The organism is Pseudothauera lacus (assembly GCF_003034845.1).
Taxonomy (GTDB): Bacteria; Pseudomonadota; Gammaproteobacteria; order Burkholderiales; family Rhodocyclaceae; genus Pseudothauera; species Pseudothauera lacus.
In genome coordinates this window covers 80526-97178 of record NZ_PZKC01000010.1, presented here as the reverse complement: position 1 = coordinate 97178, position 16653 = coordinate 80526, and the positions used below count along the sequence as shown (strand labels likewise).

Sequence of the window (16653 nt, the reverse complement as noted above, 5' to 3'; positions counted from 1 at the left end):
TTCATTGTGATGCGAGCGCCTTGATGGCCTGGATGATGGGGGCGTCGTTCTTGCTCGTCAGCAGTGCGGCAAGCTCGGAGACCGGCGTCAACATTACGCACTGGCTCTCCCAGCCCATGTCCGCCGGGTTGCCACTTAGGCGGCGGGCCAGGTAGTAGCGCGTGTGGCTGGTGGAGCGGGCAACATCGACGAGGAACCCGGTGAGTTCAACCCGCAGCCCCGCCTCCTCGAACGCCTCTCGCAGCGCCGTACCCTGCAGGCTCATGCCGGCGTCGCGGGTGCCCTTGGGGAAGGTTGCCGGATAGTTCCCGAAGGCATTGCTGGGCGCCACGACCCACACGCGTCCGTCACGCTCCACGACTACCACCCCGGCCGCCGCCTTCTTGCCTGGGGGCGGAGCAAAGGGCGGTTCGTCGATCAGACTCTGTGCCGCCAGCTGCTCCCAGCCGGCGTTGTCCATGGGGGCTCCTCGCCAGGAGTCGAATCCGATGCCCGCCAGCTCCGTCGGCATGGGGCCGTCCGGGATCACCACCGCCGTGCTGGCGGCGTCCTGCCAGGTCCACAATGCGGTCGGCGTGCTGGGTGCGGTCAGCTTCACCGGCTTGCCCTTGTCGTCCGGCCGTGGATGCACCGGCGGGCCGGGGAGGAGATCCTCCTCCTCGCGAGCCTCCTGCCCCACTTCATCGTCAAGGCGCACGAAGCGCGTTCGACTCTCCCAGGTGAAGTCGCTAAGCGTGATGCCGGGGAAGAGCACCGTGTGCGTGCCCAGCACGACGCTGGTGGTGAACTGCTGGAGCACCGCAACGTAGTGCATCAGATCATCGAAATCGAGGGGGGCGTCTTCCTTCGCCCAGTCATCGACGATCCCGGTGATCTGGGAAGACACCCCCGCCAGACCTTCGCTGACGATGCAGCCGAGGTTCTCGTCCGCGTACCAGCCTGCGTCGAGGCCGAGTTGGTGGATGATCGCCTGGCCGAGACCCTTCTCGGTTCGCCAGGCTTCCAGCCCGTGAAATGCCTCATCCTCGCCGCACAGCACCGAGGTGATGCGCTGATTGATGGCCAGCAGATCGCTGTAGCTGGTTTCCTCAAACTCTGGCATGACTTCCAGCCCGGATACATGACGGGGGAGTTCCTTGCACAGCGCGCCTTTGAAAAACGGCAGCAGCAGTTCCCCGACCACCTGAGGCGAGCCCAGATAGTTGGGCTGTGTCGCTTCCTGCAGCGCGCTCACGAAGCTCGGCTCGTAGGGTTCGTGGGCCTCGTCCGAGGCGTAATACTGCAGCAGCTCGAGCAGCGTTTCTCGCGCTTCGTCCAGCGTGCCGGAGTAGCACTCGGGGTCGAGATTCACCCGTGCGAAGCGCGCCCGTGCAGGGTCGCCATCCGTCGCGAATACCACCTCGAACATCTTGTAGCCGGTCCAGCTGCGGTGGATATGCAGGGTGTCGTCCTCGAAGTAGAGAAACCACTTCTGGCCCTGGTCGACAGGGATGAAGCCCAGCCGCAGACTGCACATTTGCTGCGCGGTGAAGGCGAGGTCGAGCGAGATGCGCTCGTGGTCGCGCGGCATGGGTTGGAGGTTGTTCCAGTCGCGTTCAGTTGCTGCTCGCATCGGGATTGCCTAGTTCGGTACTACGTGATCGGCATTTCGGTGGCGTTGCTGGCGGCAGGTCGTAGCAGATGGCCAACGGAACGCTTGGGTTGCGGTTTGCCCTATTCGCCTTCCGGAATCGTGAGCGGCTTGTCCCACTCCTTCTCGGACGTTTCGCGCGTCTTGTAGAAGGCGGCAACAAGCTTGGCGAACTGCCTGAAATCCTTGTTTTCCTTGGCCAGTCGGTTGCTGGTCGTCCAGTCGACCGCATCGCGCTCTCGTGCGGGGATGCGGATGGCGCTTTCCGCAGGATTATCGACGTTGAGTTCGATTAATCCAATGCCATGCAGGCCATGCAGCATCATTAGCTCGGCATCAGTGTCTGGATCGATCTCAGCTGCCACGAGATACCCGAAGTTCGCCCATGACGAGTTCGAGACAGCTTGGAAATAGTCTCGGCGGACCGACGAGCGCGATACCCGAAGTTTGACCTCGAAGGACCACAAACGGGCTCGTTGATCACCTGCCTTTTCGGCGCAGTCTTGGATCTGTGGCTGCCAGTCGGCCATCAGATCCTCTAGGCCAACGACGTCCGGATGGAGCCACTCGTTTGCCTTGGGGCCGAGGTTGTTCGATGACGTCTTCTCGTCGATTCGCTTGGGATAGACCCGATTTTGCATAGGACCAACCCAAAGGAAGTGTGCGAGGAGCGGATAGAGGTCTGACTCCTTCAGCTTCTGCTGAGGCAACTCAAGCGTCGGTTCGCTGTCGGGGTTCGCCTCTGCGAGAGGTTCCATGTCTCCCCACGAATACTTCCGCGGTGAGGTGTCCGAGCACTTTAGCGCCGCGTATTTTTTCAGCCACTGGGGTCGGCGGCTGCTTATCTCGTTGGCGATCTGGGCCTCAATCTTCACGCCCGGCTTGCTGTTCTGCTGTTTCTTCGCGCACCAGTCAGGGAAGTTCTGAACGATGAGCCCCGCGAGCTCCGCGGAGCTGAGTTGCATTCCGGGGGTGTCGCTAAGGATCGTAACGACCAGATCCCCGAGGCTGGAGGTGACGCTAAGAGGTGAGGGTGTAGGCATTGTTGAAGGGGGAGCAGATTGCGGGAAACGATTATGCAAATCCGGTTAATCCTACGTTTTACGTAGAATCGCCACAAGAGCGTTCTTCGACTATCGAAGGATGCCGAAGTACACAACGCCCCGGACCCTGTTTGGCCGCCGCCTGCGCGAGGCGCGCTTGAGGGCGGGCATCCCTCAGGACAAGCTCGGTGTGTTGATTGGCATCGACGAGCTTTCAAGCAGTGCGCGTATCAGCCGATACGAAAACGGCACACACGAGCCCCCCTTCGCTATCGCGGAGAAACTGGCCGCTGTGCTTGGAGTTCCACCCCCATTCTTCTACTCGCCAGACGACGACCTGGCAGAGTTTGTCCGTGTGTTCGGATCCTTGCCGCCGGAGCAGAAGGCGACGCTTGTGAAACTTCTCGGGGATCTGACGAACGACGTGAAGTAGGGGGCTACGTTCGAGCGGTAGGAGAGTGCTGCGCTACAGTCTCTGGCGGTCGCAACAGGCGGGTTCGAAGATTCAGACCAGACTAGCGGCGAACTTTCGGCCAGGACTGCGTCGCCTTGCTCAGCGGCTACGTGATCGTTGCACTGCGTGGTGACCAAGGTAGAACAGCGGAGGGAAGCGTAGGCGACAACGGTAAGGCGCACCGCTCTGCTAATCTCATTGCCCTGGGCAAACCTTCGCTACGCAATGAGCATCGACAAATCTGACAAAGCGGCACCGATCGCTAAAACCTTCTCCAGTCTGGCAGCACTAGCCGAGGACGTTGAACGGGCCGAACTCGACATTCTCCGGCGGGCGCTGGATCGACTTACCGAGATCGTTGGTAAGCCGGAGTTTCTCGCGGAGCGCCAGGCCCTGATCAGAGTCGTAAATCGAGCGGTCGAAACCCTGTTTGGGAGTGACGCAGCGGTTAGCGGACCACTCGACGAGAACGGCTACTGCGGGGCCGCAATGCCCGGGCCGTGCTCATGCTTGAGCTCGCAATTTGCCAGGCTGGAGCAGCACCTACACGGTCGCCGGACAAAAGCCGATCCGCTGCCCTGAATTGCTCCACCACAGCACTACTGCGCTTCGTCCGACGTGACGCCAAACTGCTCCCTGTTCTCATTTAGAGCGGTATCGACATGGCCCAGCGTCTCACCTCCGAGCAATGGACGATTGTCCGCCAGAAGTACGAAACTGATCCGCGGCTATCGTTCTCGGATCTCGCCTCGCAGTTTGGTGTTTCCAAGCAAGCGGTCCACAAGCGTGCAACGGCCGAGAAATGGGAGCGCGTGGTCAGCCTTGCGGAGTTGGCCGCCCGCGCGCAGACAAAGGCTGATCACCTGGTTGACGGTGAAGTTGACGCTGCAAGGCTTGCGTCAATCAGGGAGTCCGGTGTCGATGAAGCCGCTGCCCGGCGCGCTGCGATTCTTGAGCGGCACCGAAGAGAGGTCGACGGCCCGCGCAAGATCGTCTATCAGGCGCTTCAAAGTGGCGACGTTGAGAAGGCGAAGCTGGCAAAGGTCATCGCAGACTCACTGAAGACCGTTCAGGATCTCGAGCGTAAGGCCTGGGGGCTGGACGCAGTGGTCGCGCCAAGAGGTGAGCACGTAATCGTGATTGAACGAGACTGAAAGCGCGATAGCGCCCAACCCTCCCCGGAGACTAACAGGCCCGCAGAAAGCGGTACTACCCTCGTTATCGAACACCGCCAACGCTGCGCCTGCCGTTGTAGTCTACTCACCTCTCAATCTAGTGGCATGTCATCCCGCCTGGCTCATCACTGCTTGGCGCAACAGTACCCATCTATGCTCGACGACATCAAGAAGACCCTCTGGGCCACGGCCGACAAGCTGCGCGCCAACATGGACGCGGCCGAATACAAGCACCTGGTGCTTGGCCTGATCTTCCTCAAGTACATCTCCGACACCTTTGCCGCCCGCCGCGTCGAACTCACCCGCCGCTTTGCCGACGAGGCCGACGACTACTTCCTGCACGACTGCGACGACGAACTCCTCGCCGAGGAACTGGAAGACCGGGACTACTACAAGGAGGTCAACGTCTTCTGGGTGCCCGAAGCCGCCCGCTGGGAAAGCATCCGCGCCGCCGCCAAGCAGCCGGACATCGGCAAGCGCATTGACGAGGCGCTGACCGTCATCGAGCAGGAAAACCCCCGCCTCAAGGGCATCCTGGACAAACGCTACGCCCGCGCTGAGCTACCGGACGGCAAGCTGGGCGAACTGGTGGATCTGATCTCCAGCATCGGCTTTGGCGAAGATGCCAACATCGCCCGCGACGTACTGGGTCAGGTCTATGAATACTTCCTGGGTCAGTTCGCCAGCGCCGAAGGCAAGAAGGGCGGCCAGTTCTACACCCCGGCTTCCATCGTCAAGACCCTGGTGGCCGTGCTCGCCCCCCACCACGGCAAGGTGTATGACCCCTGCTGCGGCTCCGGCGGCATGTTCGTGCAGTCCGAAAAGTTCATCGAAGCCCACGGCGGCAAGCTGGGCGATGTCTCCATCTACGGCCAAGAATCCAACCCCACCACCTGGCGGCTGGCGGCCATGAACCTGGCCATTCGCGGCATCGACTTCAACCTGGGCAAGGAATACGGCGACACCTTCACCCGCAACCAGCACCCGGACCTGCGAGCGGACTTCATACTAGCCAACCCGCATTTCAACGATAGCGACTGGTGGCACGGTAGCCTGGAAGGCGACCCGCGCTGGGTCTATGGAACTCCACCCGCCGCCAACGCCAACTACGCCTGGCTTCAACACATACTCCACCATCTGGGGGCACAGGGCCGCGCCGGTGTAGTACTCGCCAACGGCAGCATGAGCTCCAGCCAGAACGGCGAGGACGGCATCCGCCGTGCCATGCTGGAAGCCGACGTGGTGGAATTGATGGTTGCCTTACCTAGCCAACTCTTTTTTAACACCCCAGTTCCTGCTTGCCTGTGGTTCCTCGCCAAGCAAAAGACGGCAAGGAAGGGCGAAGTGCTGTTCATTGATGCTCGCAAGCTGGGCCGCATGATCAGCCGGGTGCAGGCGGAACTGACCGATGCCGTCATCGAACGTATCGCCGCCACCGTCGCCGCCTGGCGCGGGGAGGCGGGCGACAACACCGAGCCCTACGCCGACCAGCCCGGCTACTGCCGCAGCGTGCCCCTCGCCGAAATCGCCGAACACGGCCATGTGCTGACCCCGGGCCGCTACGTCGGCGCCGAAGCCGTTGAAGACGACGACGAAGCCTTTGCGGACAAGATGCAGGCCCTCACCGAAAAGCTGGGGGAGCAGATGGCCAAGGGGGCGGAGCTGGATGCCTTGATCCGGCAGAAGTTGGGGGGGCTGGGGTATGAGTTCTGAGTGGCAAACATACTCCGTTGACGAACTGGTCACTCAGAAGGTATTGGGGCCACCCCTTGATGGAAATCATGGCGCCATTCACCCCAAGGCCTCTGACTTCGTTCCCGCAGGCATACCGTTCATCATGGCCTCGGACATGAAAGATGGCCTTGTCGACACCATTAACTGTGCGTTCATCACGAAGCAACAGGCTGCTGCACTGCGTAAAGGGTTTGCAAAAACGGGGGATGTTCTGTTGTCGCACAAAGCGACCATTGGTCGCACGGCATTGGTCGGCAAAATCGAAACCGAATACTTGGTATTAACGCCTCAGGTGACGTATTACAGAGTGCTGGACGCCAAGCGACTAAATAGCCGATACCTGAAGTATTACTTCGACTCTGCTCCTTTTCAACAAACCTTGGGCGCTTGGGCTGGAGCAGGCTCAACACGTGCATATATTGGGATAACCGCCCAAAGAAAACTCCCTGTTGTCCTTCCCCCCATTGACCTCCAGAACGAAATCGCAAGCATTCTTGGCGCCCTCGACGACCGCATCACCCTCCTGCGCGAAACCAACGCCACCCTCAAAGCCATCGCCCAGGCCCTGTTCAAGTCCTGGTTCGTGGACTTCGACCCCGTCCGCGCCAAACAGCAGGGCCTGGCCCCGGAAGGCATGGATGAAGCCACCGCTGCCCTGTTCCCGGATGGGTTCGAGGAATCGGAACTGGGGCCTGTGCCGAGGGGGTGGCGGGTTGGGACGCTAGGTGATGTCCTTGCGCTCCGTAACGAGCGAACAAAACCATCCGACGAAACGAGGGCGCTCCCGTATGTACCAATCGAGAGCATCAGCGCCAAGATGCCGTTTCTTCAGGAATACAAATCAGGTGAAGAAGCCAATAGCAGCCTGATTCTGTTCCGCAGGGGGGATATTTTGTTTGGCGCAATGCGCCCGTATTTTCATAAAGTTTGCATTGCGCCGTTTGACGGCGTTACGCGAACGACGGTCTTTACGCTGAAATCGAACAATCTTAACGCTTCTGGCTTCGCACTTTTTCTGGCATTTCAAGAAGCCACGATTGAGTACGCGACACAGCACTCGGAAGGCTCAACGATTCCCTACGCCAAATGGGGCAAGTCGCTTGAGTACATGCCAATCATCTTGCCACCGGAGTCAGTGCAGATAGCGTTCAGCGAGGTGGTTACCTCGTTTGTCGAGCGTGCAAACGAAAACATTGAACATGCTCAAACCCTCGCCACCCTCCGCGATACCCTGCTGCCCCGCCTGATCTCCGGGCAGTTGCGATTGGGTGAAGATCAAGCTCAACCTGCGGACTTTGCTTCATGACTCCTCTTGGTTGTGACGACATCACTCATGCGATCAAAACGCTCGCGGCAATCTATCAAGTCGGCGTTGGCATGATTGAAAATGTGGCAAATGGAGACTGGCCTGATTTTCTCAGTGCACCTGATAGTTGTTATCGGGAAATTTTTGGCTCGCCGTATTTGCCATCGTTGATGGCCACACATCTAAAAGCCTCGCCGAACCGGGATTTTGGCGAAGTCACCTACTACCACCGTGCTGCTTACGACGGGACTCCTGTATGGTTTGAGGACGGATTACTTGACTCGCTTTCTGGTGCCCGGACTTTTCTAACCAAGGCGGCAAGGCTTGTTTGCATTGCCGAGAGCGATGTCGCCCTGGCAATCAAAAATATCGAAGAACGTAATGCTTTTGAGGGAATGTCTTCTGGAGGCCCCTACGCGTTTGATACCTTTGACGATGCGAAATCTGCCGAATGCACGGGGCTGGACTATTCCCTTCCCGAGTTTTTAGTCGGGACTGTATGGCAGGCGAAATACGGGGTTTCACATGCACAAGAGCTACGAGAGCAGCTACAAATATTTCTCAAGCCCGTGATCGTCAAGTTTTCAGCCAGCCCCAGCGACCCCGACGCGTATATCAACAATCTCTGGCAGTACATTTACAGGGCGCATCAAAGAGAGCCAATGCCACTGGGTAGCCACTATCCCTGCACATTCATAGGGGGCGGAAAACCGATTCCTGCTCAAAAGATCATCGAGACATTTGATATGAAGAATGATTAACCGTTTGGCTGGGCTTGCAGAGAATACATCGGGGGCGATCCTGAAATGTTTGACGAGATAAAGCATGTGCTTGGCCTCTACGGAGTCCCTTCGATTTTGATACTTCTTTTGGTCGGATTGGGAAATTTTGGCGCAGCATGGATGGCACAGATTTCCTTTCCGATGCGCCTCAAGAAGCATGCGTGGAAGTGGGAGAAGGAACAGTGGGCTACGGAACAGTTCCTCGAATCCTTGTCGCGGGTCGAGTTCATGGGAAAGCATCTCGTCCACTCAGAAGTCGGTGAGAAAGTTTCGCTTTCAAGGCTGGGCTTTAATGAAACCGAGGCAGAAATCGTCAAGGTCATCACCGATCTGCACAGCGACGGGCATCGCATCCGTCCATATCTGAATCAGCGCAACCAGGCGCTTTTTGATGATTACCTGCAGCAATCCTCTGCTGCTTTTGATGCGTCAAAAGCAAGCCATGGTGAGTGGATGCCGGATGACTGCGCAGCTGAAGAGGCTCATGTACTCCGTTTCGTTGATGAGCAGCGCAAGATCGCTGGGAGGTTCGTCGGGAAGGTAGAGGTTGTTTGATGACCGAGACAAGTGAATGAGGAGCAAGTTCGGAATGAGGAAACTCTACCGCTACCAGCCCACCCTCACACCGGGCGATGACCGCCTGAGCCTGTTGCAGAATGGGGAGGTTTGGTTTTCCGACCCGGCCAAGTTCAACGATCCTTTTGACCTGAAGCCGCGCATCAGTAATCTGATGCTGGACCGCTGGTGCGATGCTCCAGGGTTCGATGCTGCCATGCGCCGGGCGCTGTCGGAATTGCTGGCCGACCCGGCCATATACCAAGGTGCGCTGTTCATTGATCCGGCCCTGGCTAATGAATTCCGAGAGTGGACGGCGGATGATGCAGGGCATGAGAAGGCTTGGGACGCACGCCTGCAGTACGCCATCGAGAAACGTATCTCACAGTTTGGCGTGGTTTGTCTGACACCACAGTGGGACAGCCGCTTGATGTGGGCGCACTACGCGGACCAGGGCCAGGGGTTTTGCATCGAGTACGAGGTTGATTGGACATTGAATAACCAGGATGTCCGCTATGTGCCCGTTCAGTACACCTCGGAAATCCCCGAGCTATGCCTGTCCGAGGCCATGTTCACGCCCCATCAGTTTTTGTATCGGGTTCTGGCGACCAAGCATTCCGACTGGGCCTACGAGCAGGAGGTCCGACTGGTTTGCCTGACCGGCAAGGCACAGAGCGTGAAGCTAAACCCGAACTTCGTGCGCATGACCGGCCTGATCGCCGGCCATGCGATGCCGGAACCGTTACGGGCGCATCTGAAGGAAACGGCGGCACGCTTGGGGGTTACGGCTTTGGGGGTGAATACTCATGCCCACGGACGTTTTCACATGGAGCCCTTGGCATGAGCACGTACCCCGACTTTATGTCTTCGGTGGGGCAATAACTGCATGACCAGTCCAGGCACCCAGTACTCTCTATTCGAGTCCGTCGAAGCCATTCCGGTTGAGCAACCAGCCTCGGAACCTGTGGACAGGCGTTTCAGCGACTACATCGTCTACGTGGATGAAAGCGGCGACCATTCCCTGGCCAGCATCGACCGCGACTATCCCGTGTTTGTGCTGGCACTGTGCGTCTTCCACAAGCGGCACTATGCGGAGAAGATCGCCCCTGCCGTGCAGAAGCTGAAGTTCAACTACTTTGGTCACGATAGCGTGGTCTTGCATGAGAACGAAATCCGTAAGCAGAAGGGGGATTTCGCCTTCCTGAGCCATCGGCCAACGCGCGAGGAGTTCATGGATCGCCTGTCGTCAGTGATGGATGCCAGTAATTTCATTCTCATCGCTTGCGTCGTTGACAAGGTGCGCCTGAGTCGCAGTGAAGGCGCCAGTTCCAATCCGTACCACATTGCGCTCGGGGTCTGCCTTGAGGCCCTGCGCGCGTTTCTGGCCGAGAAGAGGCAGGACGAATTCAAGACGCACGTCCTGGTGGAGTGCCGTGGCAAGAAGGAGGATGCCGAGCTCGAGCTAGAGTTTCGCCGCATCTGCGATGGTGACAACGCCGGCAACCGGATACTGCCCTTCGATGTGGTCTTCGCCGACAAGAAAACCAATTTGGCCGGGCTGCAACTAGCCGACTTGGTGGCTCGCCCCGTAGGCATCAACTACATCCGCCCGCAGCAGGACAACAAGGCGTTCGAGACGCTGAAGCAGAAATTTTTCTGCGATGGGGGGAGGAACAACGTGGGATGTGGCTATGAGAATGTGGGGCTGATGATTTACCCGCCCAGAAAAGCGAAAGGCCCCGATGAACCCACCGAGGCCATAGCGCCGACCGGGAACCCCCAATCCACTTAGGTCTTGATTTTAGAGCAAAGCAGGTTGCCGTGGTTGAAAAGTTTAGGGCGGGGAAAGCATGACCGAAGACCAACTTGAGCAGGAAGCCCTGGGCTGGCTGGCGGATGTCGGCTATACCCATCGCTATGGCCTGGACATTGCTCCCGACGGCGACGCGCCCGAGCGGGCGGCCTACACTCAGACGCTGCTGCCTTTCCGCCTGCGTGAAGCAATCCACCGCCTGAATCCGCAGATACCCACCTCCGCACGGGAAGACGCCCTCAAGCAAGTTATGGAGCTGGGCGTGCCCGCTCTGCTGGCGGCCAACCGGCAATTCCACAAGTTGCTGGTCAATGGGGTGCCGGTGCAGTACGAGGTGGACGGCGAAACCCGGGGCGACTTCGTGCGCCTGATCGACTGGGAGAGACCCGACCGTAACGAGTGGCTGGCGATCAACCAGTTCTCCATCAAGGGGCCGCACCACACCCGCCGGCCGGACATCATCCTCTTCATCAACGGCCTGCCGCTGGTGCTGATCGAGCTGAAGAACCCGGCGGACGCGAATGCGGACATCTGGAAGGCTTTCGACCAGATTCAGACCTACAAGGAACAGATTGCCGACGTCTTCCAGTACAACGAGTTGCTGGTGATCTCCGACGGCAGCGAGGCGCGACTGGGTTCCCTTTCCGCCAGTGCCGAGCGCTTCATGCAGTGGCGCACCATCGACGGGGTGACACTCGACCCGCTGGGCCAGTTCAATGAGCTGGAAACCCTGGTGCGGGGCGTGCTGGCGCCGGCCTGTCTGCTCGATTACCTGCGCTATTTCGTGCTCTTTGAGGACGACGGCACCCTGGTTAAGAAAGTGGCGGGGTATCACCAGTTCCATGCGGTACGGGCGGCGATCCAGCAGGTGGTGGATGCGTCCCGCCCCGGCGGCAGCCACAAGGGCGGCGTGGTGTGGCACACCCAGGGCAGCGGCAAGAGCATCACCATGACCTGCTTTGCCGCCCGGGTGATGCGGGAGGCGGCGATGGAGAACCCCACCATCGTGGTCATCACCGACCGCAACGACCTGGACGGTCAGCTTTTTGGCGTGTTCAGCCTGGCGCAGGACCTGCTGCGAGAGCAGCCGGTACAGGCGACGACGCGGCAGGAGCTGCGCGCGCTGCTGGGCAACCGCCCGTCCGGCGGCATCGTCTTTGCCACCATCCAGAAGTTCATGCCGGGGGAGGATGAGGATGTCTTCCCGCTGCTGTCGGACCGGCACAACATCGTGGTCATCGCCGACGAGGCGCACCGTACCCAGTACGGCTTCGAGGCCAAACTCAAGATCGTGAAACCCCGCGCCATTGCGGCGGCTGCCGCCAATGATACCCAAGCGCTGCTGGCGGCAGAACCGGTGGCCCGTTATCAGGTAGGCTACGCTCAGCATCTGCGCGATGCCCTGCCCCATGCCACCTTCGTCGCCTTTACCGGCACGCCGGTGTCCAGCGAGGACCGCGACACCCGGGCCGTGTTCGGTGACTACATCCACGTCTACGACATGCAGCAGGCCAAGGAGGATGGCGCCACGGTGGCCATCTACTTCGAGTCCCGCCTGGCCAAGTTGTCGCTGAAACAGGAAGACCTGCCGGCCATCGACGACGAGGTCGATGAACTAGCCGAGGACGAGGAAGAAAGCCAGCAGGCCCGGTTGAAGAGCAAATGGGCGGCCCTGGAAAAGGTGGTGGGTGCCGAACCGCGCATCGCCAGCGTCGCCGCCGATCTGGTGGCCCATTTCGAGGAGCGCAACCAAGCCCAGAGCGGCAAGGCCATGGTGGTGGCCATGAGCCGGGACATCTGCGTGCATCTCTACAACGAGATCATCAAGCTGCGCCCCGAGTGGCACAGCCCGGACCCGGAGCAAGGCGCCATCAAGATCGTCATGACCGGCTCGGCCAGCGACAAGGCACTGCTCCGCCCGCACATCTACAGCGCCCAGGTGAAGAAGCGGCTGGAAAAGCGGTTCAAGGACCCCGCCGATCCGCTGCGTCTGGTGATCGTGCGCGACATGTGGCTGACCGGCTTCGACGCCCCGTGCGTCCATACCCTGTACGTGGACAAGCCCATGAAGGGCCACAACCTGATGCAGGCCATCGCCCGGGTGAACCGCGTGTTCAAGGACAAGCAGGGCGGGCTGGTGGTGGACTACATCGGCATCGCCAATGAGCTGAAGAGCGCACTGAAGGAGTACACCGCCAGCAAGGGCCGGGGCCGCCCGACCGTGGACGCGGCCGAGGCCTATGCGGTATTGGAGGAAAAACTCGACATCCTGCGTGCCCTGCTGCACGGCTACGACTACAGCGACTTCCTCACCGCCAGCCACAAGCGCCTGGCCGGGGCAGCCAACCATGTGCTGGGGCAAAAAGACGGCAAGAAGCGCTTTGCCGATACGGCGCTGGCCATGAGCAAGGCCTTTACCCTGTGCTGCACCCTGGATGAAGCCAAAGCCCTGCGTGAGGAAGTAGCCTTCATGCAGGCGGTAAAGGTGATCCTGACCAAGCGCGATCTCAGCCAGCAGAAGAAGACCGACGAGCAACGGGAGTTGGCCATCCGCCAGATCATCGGTGCGGCGGTGGTGTCGGAAGACGTGGTGGATGTGTTTGATGCGGTGGGGCTCGACAAGCCCAACATTGGCATTCTGGATGACGCCTTCCTGGCCGAGGTGAGAAACCTGCCCGAGCGCAATCTGGCGGTGGAACTGCTGGAGCGCCTACTGGAGGGCGAGATCAAGAGCCGCTTTGGCGGCAATCTGGTGCAGGAGAAGAAGTTCTCCGAACTGCTCGCCAACGTGATCAAGCGTTACCAGAACCGCGCGATTGAGACGGCCCAGGTGATCGAAGAGTTGATCGGGATGGCGAAGAAATTCCGCGCCGCTGCCAGCCGTGGCGAGCAACTGGGTCTGACCGAAGATGAAATCCGCTTCTATGACGCCCTGGCCGACAACGAATCCGCCGTGCGCGAGCTATCCGACGAGACGCTGAAGAAGATCGCCCATGAACTGACCGAGAATCTGCGCCAGAACCTGAGCGTCGACTGGTCAGCGCGCGAGAGCGTACGGGCCAAGCTGCGCATCATGGTCAAGCGCATTCTGCGCAAGTACAAGTACCCTCCCGATCAGCAGGAAGCCGCCGTGGAACTCGTGTTGCAGCAAGCCAAGGCACTGGGCGAGATGTGGATGACCTGATCGCGGATTGACAGAGCGGGGTGCGAGGCACGCTTGCGCGAGTTCCTGGCCTAAGGCGCTTGCAGCAGACCGAAAAACGCAGGCGCAAAAAAACCGGCTCAAGACCGGTTGTTTTGCAGAGTTGCGGGGCCCGATTTCTGGAGCGGGTTTCCGTACGGATTCCGTACAGATCTCAACGTCTCCGCTAAGCTCTTGATTTTATGGCGCGCCCGGCGCGATTCGAACGCACGACCCCTGCCTTCGGAGGGCAGTACTCTATCCAGCTGAGCTACGGGCGCGGGGTTGTCGGTGTGCAGCCTTGCCGACAAGGCGGGCAAGCATATACCGGTTGTCGGGGGAAGTCCATGCCGCAGTGCCACAAGGGCGGACTTGGCCGCTATAATCAGCGCTTTACATTCTTCCAGTCAAAGGATCCAGCATGTCGGAACATCGCGCCCCCCGCGCCGCCAAGCGCTCTCTCCGCTTTGCCCTGCCTGCAGTGGCCGTGGTTTCGGCCGCCGTGCTGGCCGGCTGTGGCCAGCAGGCCCAGGTGGATGAAGAAGTAACCGCCGCGGCGATTCTGCCGGTTGCCAAGGTTGAAGTGGTGATGCAGAAGGTGGCCGCCGGTGCCCGCACCGGCGAGGAAGTGTACAAGGCGGTGTGTACCACCTGCCACGCCTCCGGCGTGCTGGGCGCGCCGACCACCGGCGACGCCGGGCAGTGGGCGCCGCGCCTGGGCAAGGGCCTGGATGCGCTGAACGCCTCGGTCATCAACGGCCTGGGCGCGATGCCGCCGCGCGGCGGTGGTTCCGACCTGACCGATGCCGAGGTGCTGCGCGCCACGGTGTATCTGGCCAACACCGCCGGCGCCGGTTTCCCGGAGCCGGCTCAGGACTGAGCCTGCACTGACGATCCGCCGCTGGCGGCCCGGTGAGGGCACAAGTGGTGGCTGAGCCGTACGCGGGGGCGCGACGCAAGTCGCGCCCCCGTTGTTTTGTGGCCGCGCTCAGCTGCCCTTGCCGCGGTCGAGCATGGCGAGCAGGGCGGCGGCGCGGTTGCGGCCTTCATCGCGGCTGAGGGGGTCGTTGCTGCGCCGGTTGGTGAGTTTGACGTCGCCGCCCATCTCGGCGATGAAGCGGCTCAGTTCGCAGGGGCGGTAGTCGCGCCCGGCCTTGCGGCGTTCGCACCAGCTGATGGTCAGGGTGCGCTGCGCGCGGGTGATGCCGACGTACATCAGGCGGCGTTCTTCCTCCACCTTGTCTTCGTCGATGCTGCTCTGGTGCGGCAGCAGGCCTTCTTCCACGCCGATCAGGAAGACGTGGGGAAACTCCAGGCCCTTGGAGGCGTGCAGGGTGGCGAGCTGGACGCCGTCGAAGTCGGGGTCGTCCTTGTCGAGCATGGAGATCAGCGCGATGGTCTGGGCGAGTTCGATGAGGTTCTTGCCGTCCTCGTCGCCCTTGCGGGTGAGCCAGTCGACGAAGTCGCGCACGTTGCGCCACTTGCTCTCGGCCTCGCGGCTGTCGAGGTGTTCGAACAGCCAGGCCTCGTAGCGGGTGGCGGTGAGCAGGTCTTCGAGCAGGCGGCCGGCGGGTTCACGCGGCACGCGGTACTTGAGGTTGTTGATGAAGGCGGCGAAGGCCTGCACCGCTTCGAGCTGGCGGCCGTTGAGGTGTTCGGTGAGGCCTTCTTCGAAAACCGCGGCGTACAGGCTGATGTGGCGCTCGCCGGCGTAGCGCCCGAGCGCTTCCAGGGTGGCCGGGCCGATGCCGCGGCGCGGCGTGGTGATGGCGCGGATGAAGGCGAGGTCGTCGTCCTCGTTCTGGAACAGGCGCAGGTAGGAGATCAGGTCGCGGATTTCGGCCTTGTCGAAGAAGCTCTGCCCGCCGGAGATCACGTAGGGGATGCCGGCGTTGCGCAGCGCCTGCTCGATGATGCGGGCCTGGTGGTTGCCGCGGTAGAGGATGGCGTAGTCCTTGTAGGCGGTGCGCGCTTCGAAGCGGTGGGCGTTGATCTTCATCGCCACCCATTCGGCCTCGGCATCGGCGTCGCGGCAGCAATGCACGGCGATCTGCTCGCCGGGGCCGTGCTCCGACCACAGGCGTTTTTCGAACAGTTTCTGGTTGTTGGCGATGAGGGTGTTGGCCGCTTCGAGGATGCGCCGCGAGGAGCGGTAGTTCTGCTCCAGCTTGATGACCTTGAGCTTAGGGTAGTCCTGCTGCAGCAGCTTGAGGTTCTCGACGTCGGCGCCGCGCCAGGCATAGATGGCCTGGTCGTCGTCGCCCACTGCGGTGAACATGCCGCGCTCGCCGGAGAGCTGGCGCAGCAGGCGGTACTGGGCGCGGTTGGTGTCCTGGTATTCGTCGATCAGCAGGTAGCGCAGGCGGTGCTGCCAGCGCTCGCGCACCTCGGGATTGTTCTCGAAGAGCTGCACCGGCAGGCTGATGAGGTCGTCGAAATCCACCGCCTGGTAGGCACGCAGGGTGCGCTCGTATTCGGCGTAGGCCGCGGCCGCCGCCGAGGCGAGCTCGTTGTCGGCGAGCTGGGCGGCTTCTGCGGGGGTGATCATGGCGTTCTTCCATGAGGAGATCTGCCACTGCATCTGCTTGGCGATGCCCTTGTCGGCGTCCTTGGCGGCATCGGCGACGATCTGCACGGTGTCGGCGGCATCCAGAATGGAGAACTGCGGCTTGAGCCCGCAATGCACCGCCTCCTGGCGGATGATGCGCACGCCGAGGGCGTGGAAGGTGCACACCGTGAGCCCCTTCGGACTGCGTCCGCCCATCAGGTGGGCGACGCGCTCCTGCATTTCCTTGGCGGCCTTGTTGGTGAAGGTGATGGCGGCGATGTTGAGCGGGCCGATGCCGCATTCATTGATCAGCCAGGCGATCTTGTGGGTGATCACCCGGGTCTTGCCGCTGCCCGCGCCGGCGAGCACCAGCGAGGGGCCGTCCAGATAGTGGATGGCCTCGCGCTGGGGGGCGTTGAGCAGTGCCGACAC

General features: G+C 60.9%; 14 protein-coding genes and 1 tRNA gene. 11 read left to right on the top strand and 4 right to left on the bottom strand.

Annotated features, from left to right (window positions below; genetic code table 11):
* Position 1 precedes the first annotated feature (1 nt).
* Both C8261_RS17490 and C8261_RS12600 read right to left on the bottom strand, forming a co-directional pair.
* Complete coding sequence (locus tag C8261_RS17490) at positions 2–1570, bottom strand: NUDIX hydrolase (protein ID WP_219905202.1); 1569 nt, start codon at positions 1568–1570, stop codon at positions 2–4.
* A 143-nt stretch (positions 1571–1713) separates the two neighbouring features.
* Positions 1714–2595 carry an HrgA protein gene (locus C8261_RS12600; RefSeq protein ID WP_107494125.1) on the bottom strand — a complete coding sequence of 294 codons (882 nt, stop codon included), beginning with the start codon at positions 2593–2595 and terminating at the stop codon, positions 1714–1716.
* 178 nt (positions 2596–2773) lie between these two features.
* On the opposite strand from C8261_RS12600, the gene C8261_RS12595 reads away from it, so the two are divergent.
* From C8261_RS12595 to C8261_RS12560, 10 genes are all read left to right on the top strand, one after another.
* A complete protein-coding gene (locus C8261_RS12595; protein WP_107494075.1) occupies positions 2774–3106 on the top strand; it encodes a helix-turn-helix domain-containing protein in 333 nt (110 codons plus the stop codon).
* A 246-nt stretch (positions 3107–3352) separates the two neighbouring features.
* Entirely contained in the window at positions 3353–3709 is a 357-nt protein-coding gene (locus tag C8261_RS17190) for a hypothetical protein (RefSeq protein WP_146161681.1), read from the top strand.
* Positions 3710–3789: 80 nt separating this feature from the next.
* On the top strand, positions 3790–4281 hold the full coding sequence (locus tag C8261_RS12590) for a helix-turn-helix domain-containing protein (RefSeq protein WP_107494074.1): 492 nt from the start codon (positions 3790–3792) through the stop codon (positions 4279–4281).
* Between the two features lie 174 nt (positions 4282–4455).
* Complete coding sequence (locus C8261_RS12585) at positions 4456–6015, top strand: class I SAM-dependent DNA methyltransferase (RefSeq protein WP_107494073.1); 1560 nt, start codon at positions 4456–4458, stop codon at positions 6013–6015.
* Positions 6005–7342, top strand: coding sequence for a restriction endonuclease subunit S (locus tag C8261_RS12580; protein WP_107494072.1), 1338 nt, complete (start codon positions 6005–6007; stop codon positions 7340–7342). The genes C8261_RS12585 and C8261_RS12580 overlap by 11 nt, the downstream gene beginning before the upstream one ends.
* Positions 7339–8103 carry a hypothetical protein gene (locus tag C8261_RS17185; protein ID WP_146161680.1) on the top strand — a complete coding sequence of 255 codons (765 nt, stop codon included), beginning with the start codon at positions 7339–7341 and terminating at the stop codon, positions 8101–8103. The genes C8261_RS12580 and C8261_RS17185 overlap by 4 nt, the downstream gene beginning before the upstream one ends.
* A gap of 45 nt (positions 8104–8148) precedes the next feature.
* Positions 8149–8679: a hypothetical protein gene (locus C8261_RS12575; RefSeq protein ID WP_107494071.1), complete on the top strand. Its 531-nt coding sequence runs from the start codon at positions 8149–8151 to the stop codon at positions 8677–8679.
* Positions 8680–8713: 34 nt separating this feature from the next.
* Positions 8714–9523, top strand: a complete 810-nt coding sequence (locus C8261_RS12570; RefSeq protein ID WP_181358942.1) for a DUF2971 domain-containing protein — start codon at positions 8714–8716, stop codon at positions 9521–9523.
* Positions 9524–9565: 42 nt separating this feature from the next.
* Complete coding sequence (locus C8261_RS12565; protein WP_107494069.1) at positions 9566–10471, top strand: DUF3800 domain-containing protein; 906 nt, start codon at positions 9566–9568, stop codon at positions 10469–10471.
* 58 nt (positions 10472–10529) lie between these two features.
* Positions 10530–13676 carry a type I restriction endonuclease subunit R gene (locus C8261_RS12560; protein WP_107494068.1) on the top strand — a complete coding sequence of 1049 codons (3147 nt, stop codon included), beginning with the start codon at positions 10530–10532 and terminating at the stop codon, positions 13674–13676.
* A gap of 201 nt (positions 13677–13877) precedes the next feature.
* Here C8261_RS12560 and C8261_RS12555 read toward each other — a convergent pair.
* A tRNA-Arg gene (locus C8261_RS12555) sits at positions 13878–13954 on the bottom strand.
* A gap of 140 nt (positions 13955–14094) precedes the next feature.
* Here C8261_RS12555 and C8261_RS12550 point away from each other — a divergent pair.
* The gene (locus C8261_RS12550) at positions 14095–14553 is read left to right on the top strand and encodes a c-type cytochrome (protein WP_107494067.1); all 459 of its coding nucleotides are present in this window, start codon (positions 14095–14097) and stop codon (positions 14551–14553) included.
* 108 nt (positions 14554–14661) lie between these two features.
* Here the strand turns inward: C8261_RS12550 and C8261_RS12545 are convergent, their stop codons facing one another.
* Positions 14662–16653 carry a UvrD-helicase domain-containing protein gene (locus tag C8261_RS12545; RefSeq protein ID WP_107494066.1) on the bottom strand — a complete coding sequence of 664 codons (1992 nt, stop codon included), beginning with the start codon at positions 16651–16653 and terminating at the stop codon, positions 14662–14664.

Excerpts from the sequence above, each read along its gene's own strand:
- C8261_RS12595 (WP_107494075.1), top strand. The coding sequence starts at position 2,774 with ATGCCGAAGTACACAACGCCCCGGACCCTGTTTGGCCGCCGCCTGCGC.
- C8261_RS12600 (WP_107494125.1), bottom strand. The coding sequence starts at position 2,595 with ATGCAACTCAGCTCCGCGGAGCTCGCGGGGCTCATCGTTCAGAACTTC.
- C8261_RS12570 (WP_181358942.1), top strand. The coding sequence starts at position 8,714 with ATGAGGAAACTCTACCGCTACCAGCCCACCCTCACACCGGGCGATGAC.
- C8261_RS12550 (WP_107494067.1), top strand. The coding sequence starts at position 14,095 with ATGTCGGAACATCGCGCCCCCCGCGCCGCCAAGCGCTCTCTCCGCTTT.
- C8261_RS17190 (WP_146161681.1), top strand. The coding sequence starts at position 3,353 with ATGAGCATCGACAAATCTGACAAAGCGGCACCGATCGCTAAAACCTTC.
- C8261_RS12585 (WP_107494073.1), top strand. The coding sequence starts at position 4,456 with ATGCTCGACGACATCAAGAAGACCCTCTGGGCCACGGCCGACAAGCTG.
- C8261_RS12565 (WP_107494069.1), top strand. The coding sequence starts at position 9,566 with ATGACCAGTCCAGGCACCCAGTACTCTCTATTCGAGTCCGTCGAAGCC.
- C8261_RS12590 (WP_107494074.1), top strand. The coding sequence starts at position 3,790 with ATGGCCCAGCGTCTCACCTCCGAGCAATGGACGATTGTCCGCCAGAAG.
- C8261_RS12575 (WP_107494071.1), top strand. The coding sequence starts at position 8,149 with ATGTTTGACGAGATAAAGCATGTGCTTGGCCTCTACGGAGTCCCTTCG.
- C8261_RS17490 (WP_219905202.1), bottom strand. The coding sequence starts at position 1,570 with ATGCCGCGCGACCACGAGCGCATCTCGCTCGACCTCGCCTTCACCGCG.
- C8261_RS17185 (WP_146161680.1), top strand. The coding sequence starts at position 7,339 with ATGACTCCTCTTGGTTGTGACGACATCACTCATGCGATCAAAACGCTC.
- C8261_RS12580 (WP_107494072.1), top strand. The coding sequence starts at position 6,005 with ATGAGTTCTGAGTGGCAAACATACTCCGTTGACGAACTGGTCACTCAG.
- C8261_RS12560 (WP_107494068.1), top strand. The coding sequence starts at position 10,530 with ATGACCGAAGACCAACTTGAGCAGGAAGCCCTGGGCTGGCTGGCGGAT.